The sequence below is a fragment of the Vagococcus fluvialis genome (genome assembly GCF_048815235.1).
GTDB lineage: Bacteria > Bacillota > Bacilli > Lactobacillales > Vagococcaceae > Vagococcus.
Window position 1 is genome coordinate 171,633 of record NZ_JBMEAO010000002.1, and the last position, 18,820, is coordinate 190,452.

An 18,820-nucleotide genomic window follows, 5' to 3' on the forward strand; every position below is an offset into this window, starting at 1 on the left:
TAATAAGAGAAATAGAGTGTTGTAGATGAGTAACCTACAACACTCTATTTTTGTTAGATTCTTTTTAAAAGTAAACAAATGTTACTAACGTAACGTTTGTTTTTAGCTTTGTATCTGTAAATTTTCAAGGTACTCAATACCTTTTAAAATATTTTTTCGAGGTGGAAGATAGACACCGTTACCTTCGAATTTAGTTGCTTCTAAATCAATTGTCCCAATGTTGGTTACTTGACTTAAAGTAGCGTGAGTCACCTTTAAAGTATCAACTAGTTCCCACATGTATTTGATTTCTTCTAAGCGTTTATTTTGATAATAATTTTTAGAAGGATAAACAGAAGACATAATAAACACATAAATAAAAAAGTTAGATAGGGACCAATTAAATCGAACTAATAGCAAAAAAATGATTCCAGCTATTAGAATAAAGGCTCTTTTCGATTTTTGTTCGAAAGATAGCTCTTTCCACTTTTTCATCTTATTACCTCCCATTGATAGTTTGTTATATAACAAGTCTATCTGAATAAAGTTAAAATAACAAGGGTTCGTTAAAAAGAAAAACTAAAGGAAATTAGCCCTTTAGTTTCTTCTTTTTTAATTTTTTTGACCAAAAACCACCAGATATGTATTTTGGTTCATGAGAAATAATAAAGGCACGTTCATCTAGTTCTTTAATGAGTCGATAAAGTGCTCGTTCACTTTTTCTAGTTGAAAGAATTTCTAAAATAACACGCCTTCCGTCTCGTCCTTCACCGTAAGATTTAGTGACCCCATAGCCTGCATCACGAATAATAGTCGTTAAATCAGGTTGCAAATCGTCTTGAGGAATGATAACAGTGACCATAATATATCCTAAGGCTAAATAATCTTCAATTCGTATTCCAACGCTAATACCGATTGCGTAACCTAAGGCATAAACAAAAATATTTAATGGGCTGTCGATATGATCAAGAACAAGTGAAAGGCCCACAATATATATTGTAATTTCAACCATACTCACAAGAGGAGCAGCAAGACGATAACCTTTCATTGTTAGCATAAAACGTAGTGTGTTTAACGTAACATAGAAGAAGTTAATGAAAAAAATCTGAACTAATATACCCCAATCCAAAATAATCCCCCCTTTTATTTATTATATCTATCCTATCATATAGAATCTAAATGTACATTTTTTAGATTAAAAAAAGATATCAAAGTCTTTAAGATGTGTTAAAATATAGATAGTAAACGCTTATCTCAATAAAACGTCTAGGAGGAATTATATGTTATTTTCAAATAAAGAAAGAATAAAGAACTTAGAACGTATGTCAGAACAAGAATTAGATGTTTTGGTCATTGGTGGTGGAATTACTGGAGCGGGTATCGCATTAGATGGTACTTTAAGAAACTTATCTATGGGGCTTGTAGAAATGCGTGATTTTTCATCAGGTACTTCAAGTCGTTCAACTAAATTAGTCCATGGTGGGTTACGTTATTTAGCTCAGTTTGATGTAAAAACAGTGGCGGAAGTAGGGCAGGAAAGAGCAGTTGTTTATGAAAATGCTCCTCATGTGACAACGCCTTTAAAAATGGTGCTTCCTTTTTATTCAAAAGGAACATTTGGTGCTTTTTCAACTTCTATTGGTTTAGAAATTTATGACCGATTAGCTCGAGTTAGAAAAGATGAACGTAAATTTATGTTAGATCCAAGTGATTCATTAATACGAGAACCTTATCTTAAAAAAGCAGGCTTAAAAGGAACAGGTGTATACGTTGAGTATCGAACAGATGATAGTCGATTAACCTTAGAAACAATCAAAAAAGCTCATGAAAAAGGAGCTCTAATTTCAAATTATAGTAAAGTAACCAAACTTCTTTACAGTAACGACACAGGACGAGTTATTGGTGTGGCTGTTAAGGATACGATTAACAATAAAGAACATCGAATTTATGCTAAACGAGTTGTTAATGCAGCTGGTCCATGGGTTGATAAAGTAAGAGAAATGGATAACTCTAAAAAGGGTAAATATCTCCATTTAACAAAAGGGGTTCACGTAGTTGTTGATGGGGCAAGATTCCCAATTACTAACTCTATATACTTTGATACTCCTTATAACGATGGTCGTATGATGTTTGCTATTCCTCGAGAAGGCAAAGTTTATATCGGAACAACTGATACTTTTTATGAAAAAAATCCAGCTGAACCTGAGATTAAACGAGAAGATGTAACTTATATCATTGAAGGTGTGAATCAAATGTTCGACATAAATCCTTTAACTTTAGAGGATGTTGAATCAGCTTGGGCTGGGGTTAGACCATTAATTCACGAAGAAGGAAAAGATCCATCAGAGATTTCAAGACGGGATGAAATTTTTGTATCAGAAAGAGGCCTTTATTCAATTGCTGGCGGAAAACTGACGGGTTACCGCAAAATGGCAGAAGAAATAGTAGATAAAGTCTTGAAAGATATGGCATTAGATTTTGAAGCGCAATTTGTTCCTTGTCAGACTAAGGAAGAAGCCTTATCGGGAGGTAATGTTGGCGGAAGTGAAGGGTTTGAAAGATTTATTACTAAAGGAGTTCGCATCGGGACTGAGAACTTCAATTTAGATGAGGAAACAGCAGAAGCTTTAACCCATCGTTATGGAGGGAATGTTGAAAGAGTCTATGATTATTTAATGGAAGACAATGAGACAACTCTTGATGACATGACTTACGCGATGTTAAGATACGGATTAGAAGAAGAGATGGTTATTCATCCAATTGACTTTTTACTTAGACGAAGTAGTATGATGCTTTTCAATATTGAAAGATGTTTAAGTGTTAAAGAAGAGGTTATTTCGTATATGGCAAGTTATTATGGTTGGTCTGAAGAAATAACAGAAATTATAAAACAAGAAGTTGAAGAGGAAATAACAAGACACACAGTGTATGGTTATTAATTAAAAGGAGATTAAAGAAATGATGATGTCACGAGGTAGCAACTCGATATAGCTGGAATGATAGGCACTATATCGAGTAAATAAGCTATCAATTTGGCTATATCCTTTAGAGTATAAAATAAGGAGATATGGCAATGAACATCGAGCAATTAAAAAAAGAATGGCTAATGAGTCAAAAGAGACAAGAAGAATTTGAAGGATGGGATTTTTCAAGTATCTATAAGGATTTTTGGCAAGAAGAACTGGAATGGTCGTTTCAAGAAATAGTCAAAAATTACTTAACAAAAGAGATGAACCTTCTTGATATGGGGACTGGTGGTGGCGAATTACTCGCAACTTTCAATCATCCATGTCAACTAACTTCTGTGACTGAAGGATGGCTACCAAACTATCAATTGTTACAAAAGAGGTTAGTCCCAAAAGGCATCACTGTAAAATTTGTTGAAGAAAATGATTATCTTGATTTTCCAGATAATTCTTTTGATATTGTAATAAACTCGCATGAATCTTTTGATTTGAAAGAAGTAAAACGCGTGTTGAAACCTAATGGACTATTTATTACCCAACAAGTAGGGGATTTAAATGGAATAAACTTGGCGTCACGCTTAATTCCTGGCTATCAAAAAACTGATTTTAATCTTCACTTGTCATCAGTCGTGAAAGAGTTGAAAAACTTGGATTTTGATATAATAGAAGAATTTGAAGCCTATCCGCCGCAAAAGTTTTTAAGCATGGATGCGTTAATTTATTATGTTAGAACGATTTCTTGGGAGTTCCCTAATTTTGAAGTTGAAACACATTTAGAAGAATTGGGTTATTTGTATGAAGAGTTACAACGAAATGGATTTATTTATAATCAGGAACATCGTTTTCTGGTTGTTGCTAGAAACTAAAAAAACGAGAGTGACTTTTCAGTCGCTCTCGTTTATTTCGTTTGTTCTTTTAAAAAAGATAAACTTAATTGATTTAATTTTTTAGGTTTGAGTTTTGGAACAGAATGGCCACAATTTTTAATAACCGCAAGATGTCCTGATGGTAACGTCTTAACAAAATCAGACATTTTATCTGGTGTCACAATATCATGATCTCCCATGACAACTAAAGTTGGAATATTAAGCTGTTCAAAATGAGTGACAGGTACAGGTAAATCTTCCCGCGCTAATTGAAGGACACGTTCTTTTTTCTTTGAGCGTAAAATATTTTTAGCTGCCCAATGAAGTTTGTTAGAAACAAATTGTTGAAACGGTTTTAATTGATTGAAGCTAATATTAGGTGACACTAAAATCATTTGACTGACTTTCTTTTGATAATGAGAAGCAAAGGTTAAAGCAATATTTGCCCCATCACTAAAACCAAAAAGAGCCGTGCGTTTGATTTTTTCATGTGTCATAATGACATTCATATCGGAAACGATTTGTTCAAAACTTAAATGGTCTTTACGGTTCTTAGAACGACCATGATCTCTTGTATCCATAAGGATTAAAGTGAAGCGGTCTTTAAAAAATTTGATTTGTTGTTTGAAATATTGGTGACTGCCACTATTACCATGAATGAAAAAAAGTGGCGGACCTTGACCTATTGTCCGATAAAAAATATGAGAACCATCTGCTGTAGAGATTATTTTTTTCATCTAATCATCACCTTTGAATTAGTTTAAAAATGCAGTTCGTAAATTTTAGAAGGTCGACCAACACCCATTGGTTTTTCACCAATTTCTTTAAAGTAAGGTAACATTGCTTTTTTAAAGTTAGAATGGTCAATCTCTCGGTAATTAACGCCTAAAAATTTAGCATAAACTTTCCTTGCTTCTGTAATTGTAAACTCTTCTCCCAAAACACGCAAGACTTGAGGCTCGTGATACATTTTATTACAAACACGGTTAAAAGCCTTAATGATAATACGAGAGTGGTCAAAGGCTAAGCTTTCTTTTCCTAAAGATTCATTGGTTTTTAAATCTAAAATAATTTTGGCTTGGTCTTCTTCACTAGTTAAGTAGAGAAGATTGTCTTTTCTTTCTACAGAGAACCAAGAAGCATCAGCAGCTTGATCACCAGCAGTTAAAGGCTCTTCACCAATAAAAGCAAGATAACTTACAGTAATAACCCACCCACGAGGGTCACGTCCTGGTGTACTAAACGTATGAAGTTGCTCAATGTGATCTCTTGTAATTGAGACGTTTGTTTCTTCTTTTGTTTCTCTAATACAACTATCTGAAGTTGCTTCCCCATTACGAACAAAACCACCAGGCAAGGCCCAAGAGTTTTGGAAGGGGTGAGTTTTTCTTTTGATTAAAAGAACTTTAAAATCATCATTTTCTTTATTATAACAAAATAACACCATATCCACCGTCACAGATGGCATATCTTGAGTAGGGAAATGTTGTTTTTTGTACCATTCTAAAAATTCACTTTCAGAAACTTGAGTTTCAAAATAATGACGTTCTTCAGTTCTTGATGTAAATGAAGACATTTATGTACATCCTTTCTTCATGCAGTGCATATGTTCAACATTCTTATTTTAACAAAAAAACAATACGAATCAAGAGTTAATGGTTGAAAGATGAGAAGAACTTTGATACGATTAAATTAATTTAAAGAAAGGGATAGGTATTTAAGACTATGTGGACTACATTCGCTAACTAATTTTTTAATCAAATTAAAAATTACAAGTGGATGAGTGTGTCTAAAATTACCTATACTAACGTTGAACCAAGGGATAAATGTATCTTTATTTCGTGGGGTTATTTTAAGTATATTTGTAGACAACATCCATTCGTAAGCGAGAGGATGTTTTTTTATGCTGTTAAAATTTCAAAAAGTAAAATATTATATTGGTGAGCGTTTGTTATTAGATATACCAGATCTAACGATTCCTGCTCAAAGTCGAATAGGAATCGTCGGAAAAAATGGTAGTGGAAAAACAACGTTGCTAAAATTAATTGAAGGGCAGTTAGAATTAGATGAAGGGCGAATTGATTATCAAGGGGATATTACTGTGATTGACCAATTTATCGCAGTGGATAGTCAAAAAAGTGGTGGTGAGCAAACAAAAGAAAAAATTAGGCAAAGCATTCATCAAGGGGCTAGTATTTTATTAGCAGATGAGCCAACTAATCACCTAGACTCTGCGGGACGCGAATATCTCATTAAAGAATTGAATCGTTTTTACGGAACTGTATTAATGGTGTCTCATGACCGTGATTTTTTAAATCAAATGTGTGAGGATATTATTGAGATAGAAGACGGGACAGTGACCTTATATCCAGGTAACTATGATAATTATTTAGCTCAAAAAGAGATTGAAGAAAAAGAGCATGCTCGTAAATACGATGCTTATGTGAAAGAAAAAGACCGTTTGATTTCTTCAGTGAATGAGTTACATAATAAAAGTGCTGGTATTAGAAAAGCGCCGAAAAGAATGGGGAACTCTGAAGCGAGACTTCATACAAGAGGAAAAGGAACTCTTGCGCAAGGAACCATTTCTAGGCAAGCTCAAACAATCGATACCCGATTAGAACGCTTAGAAAAAGTAGATAAACCTTGGAAGAAAAAAGACTTAGTTATTCCTTTTTCAGAAGGACAACAAATTCACAAAAAACATGTGATAGAAAGTGAAGGATTTAGTTTAGAGGCTGGGTCTAAGCAATTGCTTGATAATACTGATTTTAAGATAAAAACAGGACGAAGAACGGCTATTATTGGAGCCAACGGTGTAGGGAAAACAACTTTATTAAAAGCTATTTTAAATCAAAATATAGCTATTTCGATTAGTCAAAAAGCAAAATTTGCATACTTCAGCCAATCCTTTAATCAATTAAAAGAAGAAAAAAGTATTTTAGAAAACGTACAAGCAACCTCTATTCATGAGCCGCAAGTGGCGCGTGATTTATTAGCTCATTTACTATTTAGAGGTCAATCAGTAGATAAGAAAGTTGCTGTTTTAAGTGGTGGCGAGCGAACTAAAGTAGCGATTGCTAAACTTATTTTAGGTGAGAGTAATGTGCTGATTTTAGATGAACCAACCAACCATTTAGATATTGAATCATTAGAAGTGTTGGAAGAATCATTACGAGCGTATCAAGGAACTATTATTTTTGTCAGTCATGACCCTTATTTTGTGAAGCAAGTGGCTCAGGACGTGTTAGAGTTGAAAAATAAAAAGGTGATTAATCCTAATCAAAAAGATAAGCCCAAAAAACGTGATACACAAAAAGAAAATAAAATGCTTCTTGATATGAGAAAAACAATGATTTTATCTGAGTTAACTTTTGAATCAGATGAGAAGAAAAAACTGGCTTTAGAAGAGGAACTTCAAGAAATCGGCCTAAAATTAAGAGACTTGTAAGAGAATAACTTAAGGTTATTCTCTTTTTTTGAGCAATTCCCTTTTCTTTTTATAGGGTAGGGGGTATATTAATAGTGTAATCAAAACTTTTAAAGTTAATTTTTAAAATAAAGGAAGGTACAAATATGAAGAGAACAGTCATTGTAGGTGGAGTAGCTGGAGGAATGTCAGCCGCAACTAGATTAAGAAGATTAGATGAGAACAGAGAAATTGTTATTCTTGAAAAAGGGCCATACGTTTCTTTTGCTAACTGTGGGTTACCCTACTATGTATCGGGAGAAATTATTGACAGAAGTCAATTATTAGTTCAAACACCAGAATCATTAAAAGCAAGATTTAATTTAGATGTTCGTCCGTTTTCAGAAGCAACTGATATTAATACGAATAACAAAACTGTTGTGGTTAAAACGAATGAAGAAATTTATGAGTTAAGTTATGATGAGTTAATTTTATCACCAGGAGCAAAACCATTTGTTCCGCCATTAACAGGATTAGAAGAAGCAAAGAATGTGTTTACTTTAAGAAATGTGCCTGATGTTGACCGTATTATGGAAAGTATCGAAACAACTCAACCTAAAAAAGCGGTAGTTGTTGGTGCCGGATTTATTGGATTAGAGATGGCTGAAAACTTAGCTAAAAAAGGGTTAGAAGTGACGATTGTTGAGTTTGCCAGTCATGTTCTGCCAACAGTCGATGATGAAATGGCAGCTTTCATTCATAACGAATTAGTTGATAACGGCTTAACAGTTCATACTGAAAAAGGTGTGGTAGAACTTCAAAACGAAGGCCGTACACTTGTATTAAATACAGGAGAAACCATTGAAACTGATATGGTCATTCTTTCAGTTGGGGTTCGTCCTGAAAATGAATTAGCTAAATCAGCAGGTGTCAAATTAGGTATGCGTGGCGGTATTTTAGTGGATGAGAACTATCAAACATCTATTAAAGATATTTATGCCGTAGGTGACGCGATTATTGTTACTAATCAAATTACTAACGAAGATGCGATGATTGCTTTAGCTTCACCTGCTAATCGCCAAGGTCGTCAAGTAGCTGATGTGATTGCTGGAATGAATCGTAAAAATAAAGGAAGCATCGGAACAGCCATTGTCCGTGTTTTTAATCAATCGATTGCTTCAACAGGTTTAACTGAAAAACAACTAATTGATTTAGGTTATGAGTTCTCAATCGTTCATATTGATGGAAAAAATCATGCGGGATATTATCCAAATGCTTCTATGGTCTTCTTAAAATTACTATTTAATCCAACAACAGGGGAGATTTACGGAGCTCAAGGAGTTGGAAAAGATGGCGTTGACAAACGTATTGATATTTTAGCAACAGCTATTAAAGGACAATTAACGGTTGAAGATTTACCAGAGTTAGAATTAACTTATGCGCCACCATTTGGTTCTGCAAAAGATGTCGTTAACATGGCAGGGTATGCAGCTTTAAATATTATGGAAGGCGTGGCAAGAAATATTCAATTACATGAATTAGATGAAGCACGTGAATCTGGTGCGTTATTAGTAGATGTGCGAACTGAAGCTGAGTTTAATCGTGGAACAATTCCAGGATTTGTTAACTTCCCATTAAATGAGTTAAGAGATAATATGGAACAATTACCAAAAGACAAAGAATTGATTTTAAGCTGTCATAGTGGTCAAAGAAGTTATATCGCTGCACGTATGTTAGAGCAACATGGCTTTAAAGTTAAAAATTTAGATGGTTCATATTTGCTTTATGAGGCTGTAAACAGGTAGAATAGACAAAATACCATTGATTTAGGAGGGAAGTCTATGACTGAATCAGACGTTACTAAGAAAAAAATAGAGAATCGGCTAAAACGAAGCGAAGGACAAATTCGTGGTGTTTTAAAGATGCTTGATGAAGATAAAAGTTGTCGCGAAGTAGTGACTCAATTATCAGCCATCAGATCTAGTATTGATCGCGCGATTGGTGTGATTGTTGCTGAAAATTTAAAAGAGTGTTTAGCAATGGAAGATATTAGTGAAGATGAAAAAACAGAAAAAATACAAGAAGCTATTGCTCTTGTTGTAAAAAAATAATAAAAGAACAGATTGTCGATTCAGGCAATCTGTTCTTTTACTTAATTTGGATTAATACCCAGAAAATTCACCTTTATCACTAACTAAAGCAATACCAGAACTTGTTCCTAAACGGTCTGCACCAGCAGCAATCATGTTTTGAGCGTCTTCTAGAGAACGAACACCACCAGAAGCTTTAACTAAGGCTTTATCACCAACTGTTTCTTTCATCAATTTCACGTCTTCAACAGTTGCGCCACCTGTTGAAAATCCAGTTGATGTTTTAACAAAATCAGCACCAGCAGCAACTGACAATTCACAGGCTTTAACGATTTCTTCTTTTGTTAAAAGACATGTTTCAATGATTACTTTAACAATCGCTTTAGGATGACTTGCTTTAACAACTGCAGCAATATCAGCTTGAACGTCATCATAATGTGTTGCTTTTAACTCACCCACATTAATGACCATATCAATTTCAGTTGCGCCGTTATCAATAGCATTTTTAGCTTCGAAAAATTTAGTAGCAGAAGTAGAAGCTCCTAAAGGAAATCCGATAACAGTACACACCTTAACCTCTGAATCGTTTAGTAACTGACTTGCGTAATTTACCCAGTAAGGATTAACACAAACAGAAGCAAAAACATGCTCAGTAGCTTCCTCACATAATACTTTTATTTGTTCTTTTGTTGCGTCTTGTTTTAAAAGAGTATGGTCTACATATTTAGCTAAATTCATTTTAAGTCTCCTTTATTTAGTTATTTACTTCTTCATTTTACCATATTTGGCATATTTTCTGAGAAATTAATTGTGTTATTGACAATAATTGATTTGTTTGCTAAGATACACTTTATTAATATCAACTAGCATTGATAAGGAAAGTACGTTTTAGGAAAGTTTAAAGAGACCTCGGATAGTGTGAAAGGGGAGCTGGAGCAAAACAGAAAATGGCCTTTGAGCTTAAAAAAGTGAGCTATTGAAGTAAACTTTTTTCGGGAGTTCCCGTTATCGGACAACAGTATTCAAAGAGTTTTCTTGCGTACTGGGTGAGGTCATCATTGCGAAGTGATGGCAAATAAAGGTGGTAACACGATAAATGCTTTCGTCCTTTATTTACTTTGTTGTAAAAGTAAATAAAGGAGGGAAGCTTTTTTTGTTTTCATCTGAAGTGTAAGAGATAAGTTAAGGAGGAAAGAGTATGATTACAATAAATAATGTGACTAAAAAATATGTGACAAAAGAAAAAGAAGTAACTGCAGTGGATCATGTTAATTTAACCATTGAAACAGGCGAAATTTATGGCATTATTGGTTATTCTGGGGCAGGAAAAAGTTCTTTAATTCGTTTGCTAAATAATTTAGAAACACCAACGACAGGTGAAGTGGTTATTAACGGGCAAAAGATTAACCAATTAAAAGGGAAAGAATTAAGAGATTTTAGAAAGAAAATCGGGATGATTTTCCAACATTTTAATCTCCTTTGGTCAAGAACGGTTTTAGACAATATTATGTTACCTCTTGAATTAAGTAATGTACCAAAAGCAAAACGTTTGGAAAGAGCACAAGAATTAATTGAACTAGTAGGCTTAAAGGGGAGAGAACATGCGTATCCAAGTGAACTTTCAGGCGGTCAAAAACAACGTGTGGGAATTGCTAGAGCACTAGCAAATGAACCAGAAATCTTATTATGTGATGAGGCAACGAGTGCTTTAGACCCTCAAACAACAAATGAAGTACTAGATTTATTGCTGGACATTAATAAAAAGTTAGGGTTAACAATTGTTTTAATCACTCATGAGATGAACGTTATTCGAAAAATTTGCCACAAAGTAGCTGTTATGGAGCAAGGGAAAGTTGTGGAAGACGGTGAAGTGCTGTCACTATTTAAGCAACCAAAACACAAAGTAACGGAGCGTTTTGTGAAGCAAGATGCTTTAATTGATAGAGAAGAAAATGATGAAGCGATTGAGTATTTATTAGAAGCTTATCCAGAAGGGTTAATTGTTCGATTATTATTTGAAGGAAAGAAAGCGAATGAAGCTATTATTTCCAAAGCAGTTCGTGAGCTTAATATTGATGTGAACGTTCTGCAAGCCAATATTAAAAATAGTAATCAAACTTCATTTGGAAACATGTTAGTTCAAATTACAGGTGAAAAAGAAGTCTTGAATGATACCTTAGACTTTTTCCGTGATAATAGTGTGGGGATTGAGGTGATTCAACATGGATAAAAGTTTTATTGAAACTTATTTTGATTTTAGTCATGTTAAAGCAGATAGCTTTTTAGTAGCAACAAAGGAAACTCTTTATATGACTTTTATATCAATGTTTTTTGTTATCATTTTAGGATTAGGTATTGGATTGTTATTATTTTATTTTGGTAAAAGTGATAAAAAAGCAAGCCGTTTTGGTTATGGTGTTATCTCATTGATTAGTAATACCTTTCGTTCGATTCCATTTATTATATTAATGATTTTACTATTTCCTTTAGTCAAAGCATTATTAGGAACGATGTTAGGACCAAGTGCGGCAATTCCTGCTTTAGTCTTATCAGCAGCCCCATTCTACGGCAGACTGGTTGATATTGCTTTTCGGGAAGTGGATAAAGGCGTTCTTGAAGCAAGTGATGCTATGGGAGCAAGCCGATTCCAAATTATTTGGAAAGTGTTGATTCCAGAAAGTTTACCAGCATTAATTTCAGGTATTACAGTTACAACGATCACAATGATTGGTTTTACAGCAATGGCTGGAGCTGTTGGTGCAGGTGGTTTAGGAACTTTAGCCTACCAAGCAGGATTTATGGGAAATGATTATTCAATTATCATGTTAGCTACTTTGCTGATTCTATTGTTTGTTTTCTCAGTGCAGTGGTTAGGGGACGTATTAGTTCAGTTAGTTGATAAACGTATTACAGGAAGTAAAGGCAGTGGTAAGAAACAGCTAGTTATTGGTTTTGGTGTGATTGTAGCTGTTACAGCAGGGTTGTTTGTTTTCTTTAATAATCATCAAACAGAAGAAAAACAATCAGTTGCCTCAACAGATGATAAAGTAATTGTGGTTGGAGCTTCTCCGACACCACATGCTGAAATTTTAGAGCAAGCTAAACCTTTATTAGCTGAAAAAGGGTATGAATTGAAAATTCAAGTCTTTCAAGATTTTGTTTTACCTAATACAGCTTTAGCTGAAAAAGAAATTGATGCTAATTACTTCCAACATATTCCTTACCTAGAAAAAGAAATTTTAGATAAAGGGTATGATTTTGCTAATGCAGGTTCAATTCATTTAGAAAAAATGGCTTTTTATTCTAAGACAGTTGATAATGTAGAAGATGTTAAAGAAGGAGCAACTGTATTAGTAAGTAATTCTCAATCTGATTGGGGACGAGTGATTACAATTTTACAAGATGCAGGGCTAGTCAAAGTGAAAGATGGTGTCGAGCTCTCGAAAGCTACTTTTGATGACATTGAAGAAAATCCTAGAAATCTAAAATTCAAATATGATGTAGCACCAGAAATTTTAACAACAGCTTATCAAAATAATGAAGCAGATCTTATTGCGATTAATGCCAACTTTGCTGAAAACGTAGGTTTAAACCCAGAAAAAGATGGTGTTTTCGTGGAAAAAGGTAATTCACCTTATGCTAATGTTATTGCAACGCGTACTGAAGATAAAGATAGCGATAAAATAAAAGCATTGATAGAAGTGCTTCGTTCAGAAGAAATTAAAAAGTTTGTTGCTGAAAAATGGAACGGTACCATTTCAATTGTTGATTAAAAAAATTAAGCACCTTAAAGAGTTTAACGACTTTTTAAGGTGCTTTTCTTTGTAATTGAGAAGTTTATTAAACGTATGTTAAAAGTGTGGTATAATAGAAGTGAGGGTATAAAAGAAAGGGGTAAGGGCATGAAGAAAATAGTATTTGGCCTTATTTTAGGCTCAGCACTTGTTTCTTTTAATGGCGCTCTTGCTTTGGCTGAAGAAAGTCAAACACAAGAATCAGCTGCCATTGAACAAGTTGAAAAAAATCAAACTAATTTAGTAACAAAAGAAATGATTAATATTGGCGGAGAAGGAAAACTTAAGGTAGAAGAAAAAGAATTAAAAGGTAAAGAGCTTGAATTTGTTCCGTTTAAAAATGAAGGAATTGAACTAAAAGCTGATGGGACCTATGTTGGTTTAAAATCAGGTAAATTTACTTTTACACCTTATTACGTGATTAAAGAAGAGGCTAATACAAAAAATGCTTCATCAAAAATGGCTTTTCCAGAAGTAGCTGTAGAAGTTAAAGATAAAAGACAAGTTTTTTATGAAGTGAAAAGTGACTATGAATTAGATAAAGCTTCTTATTTAGTTGGAGAAACGGGACACATTACAAGAAAACCTGTTAATAAGATAGAAATGAAAGGTGAATTTAAGCCAGTTAAAACACCTTACTTTGAATTAGCTAAAGACAGTAGTTTCAAGAACTTAAAAGCTGGCAAAGAAAAATTAGATTTTGAGTTTATTCTTTCAGAAGAGACAGAAAAAAATCTTAAAGAAGATTACATTAAAAATGCTAAAGAAGAATTGACCTTAGATGATATTACAATTGTTGATGGCAATAAAACAAGTAGTTTAACTATTGAGGTTAAAGAAAAAGAAGTACCAGGAGAAAAAGTAACTCTAGAAGTGGTTAAAGCTTATACTATCAATACCTCAACAATAAAAGTTGGAGAATCAGCTCAAATATCAATCAAGCCATTAAATGGCGTTAACTTATCAGGAGAATATAAAACAATTGATAATGCTAATGTCAGTATGGATAAAGATGGTCGAGTAGTAGCCAAAAAAGAAGGTAAAATTGATATTCAACCGGAATTAATGCTTTCAGAAGACTCAAAAAAAGTAGTGAAAGAGCAGTATATAAAAGATTCTGGTCGAGATGATTTGAAATTAGAAGACATTACCATTGTTGAAAAAAATCAAAACGATCCAATAGCTATTCAAGTTAATAAAAAAGAAGAACCTAAAGCAGAGAAACTAAGCATTGATGTAACACCTAGTTTTTCTTTAAACAAACAAAGTTTCCAAGTGGGTGAAACAGGTGGTAAATTAACGGTTAATCCACTTCATGGTATTCAAGTGAAAGGGAAATTTAAAGAAGTGACTAATCCAGTGATTAATTTTAAATCAGATGGAAGTTTTATTGGAATGCAAGCTGGTTCAGTTGAGTTAGCACCAACCTTCGAGATTGCACCAGAAAGTTTAGAAGAAATTGCGACAGTGTTCTTGAAGAAAAGTGAAAATGCTCATTTAACCCGTAAAGATGTTGAATTCACGCATAAAGATGTTCAACCAGTTTTCCCAATCAAGTTCACTTCACCTTCTGGAAATAACAATAATAACAACAGCGGAGGAAAATCTGCTAAAAATTATGTACCAGTAGAAGAAAAAAGAATCTTACCGCAAACTGGAGAAAATCGTAGTTGGGCAATTAGCTTAATCGGTGGACTTTCAATTTTAGGAAGTAGTCTATTGTTTAGAAGTAAACGTTAAACATTAAATAATAAGCAAAAACGACTGAGTTCTTTAAGAACATCAGTCGTTTTTTATCATCTTAAACTAAATGAAGTAGATTGGCACTAATTGGCACAACGATAACTGTGATGATACCAACTAAAATCATTGAAATACTAGCCATCGCCGCTTCAATCTCACCAAGTTCCATCCCAACTGAAACACCTAAAGAATGTCCAGCAGCACCAAGAGCTAAGCCTTTTGCGATTGGATTATGGATATGGAAGAATTTTAATGCTTTTTCACCTAATGCATAAATGACAACAGCGTTAAATATAACAGCAAATGCTGTTAGTGAGGCTAACCCATTCATAGACGTTGAAAGAGGCACAGCAATGGCTGTGGTAGCAGCTTGCGGTAGTAGAGATAATAGTAATTGTGGGTGCATTTGAATCAATTTCCCAACAGTTACCATACTTAAAACAGAAGCAGCTGAACCAATAGCAATCGCAGAAAGAATTTCAACCCAATAAGTTTTTAACATGTCTCTTTTTTTATACAGAGGGATAGCAAAAGCAATTGTAGCAGGCTCTAAAAAGAAACTGATAACACTGCCACCTTTATTATAGCTTTCGTAACTAATGCCAAGAACTTTAAGGAGAATCACACCTAAAATCATAGAAACAAATAAAGGGGTGAATAAAAAGAATTGATTTGTCTTTTTGAATAAAAAAGTACCAATTCCAAAGACAACAAATGAAAGAACAATTCCTACATAGGGAGTCATTAGTTTTGTACCTCCTTAAGAGCTGCTGGTTTAGCATATTTGACAGCTGGTTCTTTTTGGTTAGCTTTTTCTTTAAGGTTTAATAGCTGAGTTGCGGACCAACCAGTTGCAGCTAAAATAATAAAAGTCGCGACAAAAATCACTGTCATGATTTCCCAACCATAGACTTTTAAAATATCCAAAGAATTGATTAGTGAAATACCTGATGGAACGAATAAAAAAGCAATAATACTAGTTAGATAACTTCCTAATGTTTCAACTTGTTCAAGTTTGATAAGATTTGTTGATAAGGAAACAAATAGAATAATTAACCCAATCACTGAAGCTGGCATTGGTACTGGACTAATATAGGCAATGCCATTTGAGATAAGCATAATAGCTGAAAAAATAAAAATTTGTTTGAGTAAAGAGGTTGTTGTGGTTTTCATGATGATAACTCCTTCGCTGATTTAATTGATACCTTAATTATATGGACAATCGAGGGAAATAGCGTTTTTTTCCGTCAAATGCAAAAATGTAAGCGTATAATGTCATAAACGGGACTTAAAAACCAAAAAAAGAACATCCCTTGATAATCGAGGAATGTTCTTCTTGTTTATTTAATAAACTAATGAATGCCAAAAACGGCCTTAAACTCTTTAACATAAGATCTACTGACAGGGACCTTTAAACCGTTATCTAAAATAATTTGTAAGGTATGATTAAACCATGGTTGGATTTCCTGAATTTTACTTGTGTTTGAAATATAACTTCTGTGAGTTTTAAAGAAAAGTGATTCAGGTAATTTTTGTTCAATTTTAGCTAAACTTCCTGAGGTTTGATAGACATTATCCTTTGTATGAACGCTTAAAAGTTTATCATCAATTGAAACTAAATAAATATCTTTAGGATGAATCAAAAAGATGCGGTCATCACAACTAATAGGTATCACGTCAGGCTCTTTTTCTGTTACTAAATGTGTCGCTTTTTGTTCAATCTGAAGGACGGCTTTATTTAGAGCTTCATGAATAGCTTTTTCATCAAAAGGTTTCAAAATATAATCTTTAGCATTTACTTTAAAAGCTTTAATGGCATAATCATCATAAGCTGTCGCAAATATTAAATACGGTGGTTGTTTTAATTTCATTAGTTTGTTAGCTAAATCAAAACCACTTTCATCTGTCAGATGGATATCTAAAAAAATAATGTCTGGTTTGTGATCCATGATTTTCTCCATGGCTTCTTCAACAGATTCAGCTTCTGCAGTACTAGAAACACTTTTATGGAGTGAGACAAGATAAGCAAGTTCCTCTCTAGCTAGTGGTTCATCATCAACAATTAATAGGTGCATGGTAAGAACTTCCTTTCTAAGAATGGTTAGTATGTTGAGTAGTTAACGGCATGGTCAAAATAAATGAAGCACCTGTATCCGTATTGTTGGAAGCAGAAAAAGTTCCTTTTTCACCAAACAGGTTTTTTAACCGTTTAGCTAAGTTTTCAAGAGCCGTCCCTGTACCTTTTTCAGAGGGGACAACCACTTTACCAAGGAGGACAAGCCGTTCTTCAGTAATCCCAAAGCCATTATCAGTTACTTGAATTTGAAGTAAGTTATCAACTAAAGAAACTGTTACTGTCACATGATTATTGTCTTTTCTGGAGCCAAAAGCGTGTTTAATTGTATTCTCAATTAGAATTTGAATGGCATAAGGTGGTACTAAATAATCTAAAGCTTTTTCTGTAATGTCAAACTGAATGTTGTATCGATTTGGAAATCGAGCTTGCTCTAACGAAAGGTAGGCATCCACTTGAGCTAATTCTTGTTTTAAAGGAATCAAAGTCTGCCTAGCTCCTTGCAAGTTTCCTCGAAAGTACGTACTTAGTTGTAATAGAAGAGTTCTAGCTTGGTTAGCATCTTTTCTAATCATTGCTGAGATAGTATTCATGGCATTAAAGAAAAAATGTGGATTGACTTGAGATTGCAAAGATTTGATTTCAGCTTCTTTTAGAAGTTTTGACTGAATTTCAATTTCACCTAACTCAATTTGAGAAGAAAAAATCGAGCCCAATCCTTCTGCTAACTGCTCTTCCACATGGGTTAATTGCGAGGCGTCAGTAAAATACATTTTCAATGTCCCAATGATACGCTCATGAACAATCAAAGGAATCACAATAGCGGCTTCTAAGGGACAGTTTGGATGAGTACATCCAATGGCTTCTTTATTGTGAACAATTGAAATGTCACCACTTTTTAAGACATCTCGTGATAATTCTGTAATTACTTCAAGTTCAGGAATATGATGGTCATCACCAACCCCGACATGAGCTAAAATTTGATGTGTATCTGTAATGCTAATCGCGCTAACTTTAGTATAATGCTTAATAATTTTAGCGACTTGTTGACTGGAAACTTCATTTAAACCTTCTCTAAAATAAGGTAACGTTTTAGCAGCTAATTCTAACACATCATGAGTTTGAACGGCTTTAGCTTGTTCTTCTTGTTGAAGAGTGGTTGTGAGAATCGAGAAGAAGATAAACGTTCCAATACTATTTAATAAAATCATCGGTAAGGCAATAAATTTTACTAAATCAAAGCCTTCCGTGATGGTGCCTCCACTAAATAACATAACGAAAGTCATCTGAATGGTTTCCATTAAGGCACCAATTAAAGCTGCTTGAATCGGCGTTGGAAATTGTTTATCTTTAGCAAAACGATTTCCTAAATAACCAGCTAAAATTCCAACTAGAAGTGAAGAGGGAACATAAAAGAAACTCAGAGAGCTACCTTGAAGGAAACGGTGAAAACCAGCAATTAACCCAACAGCGCCACCAACAGTCGGTCCAACAACTAGTCCAGATACTCCGATGACAAGCGTTCTAGTATTAGCAATAGAAACATTGTCGTGAAGGTTAAATAAAATACTACTGGGTTCAATATGGTTATCAACAATCTCAATACCAGTAAAATTTGAAATAATAGCAAATAAACCAAAAATAATAATTAATTGAATGGCAGGTCCAGTTGCTTTTCGTGTTAGTAAAATTTTCTTAAAGTAAGAAACATTTACAAGTAGAAAAGCTAACAAAATAATGAGACCTACTCTTTCCATCATTAAAATAAACAAATCAATCATAAAAAGACTCCTTTTTAGTGATAAAATAGGTGAAGAAACAAATACAGTGTAACATAATTGAACTGAATTTCTGAAGTCTAGGTTATTTATAATGATTTTAATTTAACCACTCAAACTA

Annotated in this window: 17 protein-coding genes, 1 pseudogene and 1 other annotated feature; of the genes and pseudogenes, 9 read left to right on the forward strand and 9 right to left on the reverse strand. The window is 33.8% G+C overall.

What is annotated here, in order from left to right:
• Nucleotides 1-102: 102 nt before the first annotated feature.
• The gene (locus ACODH8_RS02125; protein ID WP_332465466.1) at nt 103-474 is read right to left on the reverse strand and encodes a hypothetical protein; all 372 of its coding nucleotides are present in this window, start codon (nt 472-474) and stop codon (nt 103-105) included.
• Nucleotides 475-568: 94 nt separating this feature from the next.
• On the reverse strand, nt 569-1,111 hold the full coding sequence (locus ACODH8_RS02130; RefSeq protein WP_332465599.1) for a DUF2179 domain-containing protein: 543 nt from the start codon (nt 1,109-1,111) through the stop codon (nt 569-571).
• Between the two features lie 148 nt (nt 1,112-1,259).
• On the opposite strand from ACODH8_RS02130, the gene ACODH8_RS02135 reads away from it, so the two are divergent.
• Together ACODH8_RS02135 and ACODH8_RS02140 are read left to right on the forward strand one after the other, a co-directional pair.
• Complete coding sequence (locus ACODH8_RS02135) at nt 1,260-2,918, forward strand: glycerol-3-phosphate dehydrogenase/oxidase (RefSeq protein ID WP_332465465.1); 1,659 nt, start codon at nt 1,260-1,262, stop codon at nt 2,916-2,918.
• 134 nt (nt 2,919-3,052) lie between these two features.
• Nucleotides 3,053-3,811: a class I SAM-dependent methyltransferase gene (locus ACODH8_RS02140; protein ID WP_332465464.1), complete on the forward strand. Its 759-nt coding sequence runs from the start codon at nt 3,053-3,055 to the stop codon at nt 3,809-3,811.
• Nucleotides 3,812-3,843: 32 nt separating this feature from the next.
• On the opposite strand, the gene ACODH8_RS02145 is transcribed toward ACODH8_RS02140, so the two are convergent.
• Both ACODH8_RS02145 and ACODH8_RS02150 read right to left on the reverse strand, forming a co-directional pair.
• Nucleotides 3,844-4,548 (reverse strand): alpha/beta hydrolase, encoded by a 705-nt coding sequence (locus tag ACODH8_RS02145; RefSeq protein ID WP_332465463.1) that lies wholly within the window; start codon nt 4,546-4,548, stop codon nt 3,844-3,846.
• 23 nt (nt 4,549-4,571) lie between these two features.
• Nucleotides 4,572-5,387 (reverse strand): NUDIX hydrolase, encoded by an 816-nt coding sequence (locus ACODH8_RS02150; RefSeq protein ID WP_332465462.1) that lies wholly within the window; start codon nt 5,385-5,387, stop codon nt 4,572-4,574.
• A gap of 327 nt (nt 5,388-5,714) precedes the next feature.
• Here ACODH8_RS02150 and abc-f point away from each other — a divergent pair, with 327 nt between their 5' ends.
• From abc-f to ACODH8_RS02165, 3 genes are all read left to right on the forward strand, one after another.
• The gene (gene abc-f, locus ACODH8_RS02155; protein WP_332465461.1) at nt 5,715-7,262 is read left to right on the forward strand and encodes a ribosomal protection-like ABC-F family protein; all 1,548 of its coding nucleotides are present in this window, start codon (nt 5,715-5,717) and stop codon (nt 7,260-7,262) included.
• 125 nt (nt 7,263-7,387) lie between these two features.
• On the forward strand, nt 7,388-9,025 hold the full coding sequence (locus ACODH8_RS02160) for an FAD-dependent oxidoreductase (RefSeq protein ID WP_420517473.1): 1,638 nt from the start codon (nt 7,388-7,390) through the stop codon (nt 9,023-9,025).
• Nucleotides 9,026-9,061: 36 nt separating this feature from the next.
• Nucleotides 9,062-9,331, forward strand: a complete 270-nt coding sequence (locus ACODH8_RS02165) for a metal-sensitive transcriptional regulator (protein ID WP_332465459.1) — start codon at nt 9,062-9,064, stop codon at nt 9,329-9,331.
• A 51-nt stretch (nt 9,332-9,382) separates the two neighbouring features.
• Here the strand turns inward: ACODH8_RS02165 and deoC are convergent, their stop codons facing one another.
• The gene (gene deoC / locus ACODH8_RS02170) at nt 9,383-10,048 is read right to left on the reverse strand and encodes a deoxyribose-phosphate aldolase (RefSeq protein ID WP_332465458.1); all 666 of its coding nucleotides are present in this window, start codon (nt 10,046-10,048) and stop codon (nt 9,383-9,385) included.
• 122 nt (nt 10,049-10,170) lie between these two features.
• Nucleotides 10,171-10,423 (forward strand) — a binding site (T-box leader).
• 85 nt (nt 10,424-10,508) lie between these two features.
• Here deoC and ACODH8_RS02175 point away from each other — a divergent pair.
• From ACODH8_RS02175 to ACODH8_RS02190, 4 genes and pseudogenes are all read left to right on the forward strand, one after another.
• Entirely contained in the window at nt 10,509-11,540 is a 1,032-nt protein-coding gene (locus ACODH8_RS02175; protein WP_332465457.1) for a methionine ABC transporter ATP-binding protein, read from the forward strand.
• A pseudogene (locus ACODH8_RS02180) lies at nt 11,533-12,216 on the forward strand (methionine ABC transporter permease); the annotation flags it as partial. The gene ACODH8_RS02175 and the pseudogene ACODH8_RS02180, both read left to right, overlap by 8 nt.
• The gene (locus tag ACODH8_RS02185; protein WP_332465598.1) at nt 12,217-13,083 is read left to right on the forward strand and encodes a MetQ/NlpA family ABC transporter substrate-binding protein; all 867 of its coding nucleotides are present in this window, start codon (nt 12,217-12,219) and stop codon (nt 13,081-13,083) included.
• A gap of 129 nt (nt 13,084-13,212) precedes the next feature.
• Nucleotides 13,213-14,844 carry an LPXTG cell wall anchor domain-containing protein gene (locus ACODH8_RS02190; protein ID WP_332465456.1) on the forward strand — a complete coding sequence of 544 codons (1,632 nt, stop codon included), beginning with the start codon at nt 13,213-13,215 and terminating at the stop codon, nt 14,842-14,844.
• A gap of 61 nt (nt 14,845-14,905) precedes the next feature.
• Here ACODH8_RS02190 and lrgB read toward each other — a convergent pair whose 3' ends face one another.
• The 4 genes from lrgB to ACODH8_RS02210 form a co-directional block, all read right to left on the reverse strand.
• On the reverse strand, nt 14,906-15,592 hold the full coding sequence (gene lrgB, locus ACODH8_RS02195) for an antiholin-like protein LrgB (protein WP_332465455.1): 687 nt from the start codon (nt 15,590-15,592) through the stop codon (nt 14,906-14,908).
• On the reverse strand, nt 15,592-16,020 hold the full coding sequence (gene lrgA, locus ACODH8_RS02200; protein WP_332465454.1) for an antiholin-like murein hydrolase modulator LrgA: 429 nt from the start codon (nt 16,018-16,020) through the stop codon (nt 15,592-15,594). Before lrgA ends, lrgB begins: the two co-directional genes overlap by 1 nt.
• Before the next feature lie 179 nt (nt 16,021-16,199).
• Nucleotides 16,200-16,922 carry a LytR/AlgR family response regulator transcription factor gene (locus ACODH8_RS02205; protein ID WP_332465453.1) on the reverse strand — a complete coding sequence of 241 codons (723 nt, stop codon included), beginning with the start codon at nt 16,920-16,922 and terminating at the stop codon, nt 16,200-16,202.
• A 16-nt stretch (nt 16,923-16,938) separates the two neighbouring features.
• Entirely contained in the window at nt 16,939-18,702 is a 1,764-nt protein-coding gene (locus ACODH8_RS02210) for a sensor histidine kinase (protein WP_332465452.1), read from the reverse strand.
• Between the last annotated feature and the right edge of the window lie 118 nt (nt 18,703-18,820).

Coding starts and splice junctions, on each gene's coding strand:
- lrgB (WP_332465455.1), bottom strand. CDS start 15,592: ATGACTCCCTATGTAGGAATTGTTCTTTCATTTGTTGTCTTTGGAATT.
- deoC (WP_332465458.1), bottom strand. CDS start 10,048: ATGAATTTAGCTAAATATGTAGACCATACTCTTTTAAAACAAGACGCA.
- lrgA (WP_332465454.1), bottom strand. CDS start 16,020: ATGAAAACCACAACAACCTCTTTACTCAAACAAATTTTTATTTTTTCA.
- ACODH8_RS02135 (WP_332465465.1), top strand. CDS start 1,260: ATGTTATTTTCAAATAAAGAAAGAATAAAGAACTTAGAACGTATGTCA.
- ACODH8_RS02165 (WP_332465459.1), top strand. CDS start 9,062: ATGACTGAATCAGACGTTACTAAGAAAAAAATAGAGAATCGGCTAAAA.
- ACODH8_RS02150 (WP_332465462.1), bottom strand. CDS start 5,387: ATGTCTTCATTTACATCAAGAACTGAAGAACGTCATTATTTTGAAACT.
- ACODH8_RS02175 (WP_332465457.1), top strand. CDS start 10,509: ATGATTACAATAAATAATGTGACTAAAAAATATGTGACAAAAGAAAAA.
- ACODH8_RS02140 (WP_332465464.1), top strand. CDS start 3,053: ATGAACATCGAGCAATTAAAAAAAGAATGGCTAATGAGTCAAAAGAGA.
- ACODH8_RS02145 (WP_332465463.1), bottom strand. CDS start 4,548: ATGAAAAAAATAATCTCTACAGCAGATGGTTCTCATATTTTTTATCGG.
- ACODH8_RS02125 (WP_332465466.1), bottom strand. CDS start 474: ATGAAAAAGTGGAAAGAGCTATCTTTCGAACAAAAATCGAAAAGAGCC.
- ACODH8_RS02190 (WP_332465456.1), top strand. CDS start 13,213: ATGAAGAAAATAGTATTTGGCCTTATTTTAGGCTCAGCACTTGTTTCT.
- ACODH8_RS02210 (WP_332465452.1), bottom strand. CDS start 18,702: ATGATTGATTTGTTTATTTTAATGATGGAAAGAGTAGGTCTCATTATT.
- ACODH8_RS02205 (WP_332465453.1), bottom strand. CDS start 16,922: ATGCACCTATTAATTGTTGATGATGAACCACTAGCTAGAGAGGAACTT.
- abc-f (WP_332465461.1), top strand. CDS start 5,715: ATGCTGTTAAAATTTCAAAAAGTAAAATATTATATTGGTGAGCGTTTG.
- ACODH8_RS02160 (WP_420517473.1), top strand. CDS start 7,388: ATGAAGAGAACAGTCATTGTAGGTGGAGTAGCTGGAGGAATGTCAGCC.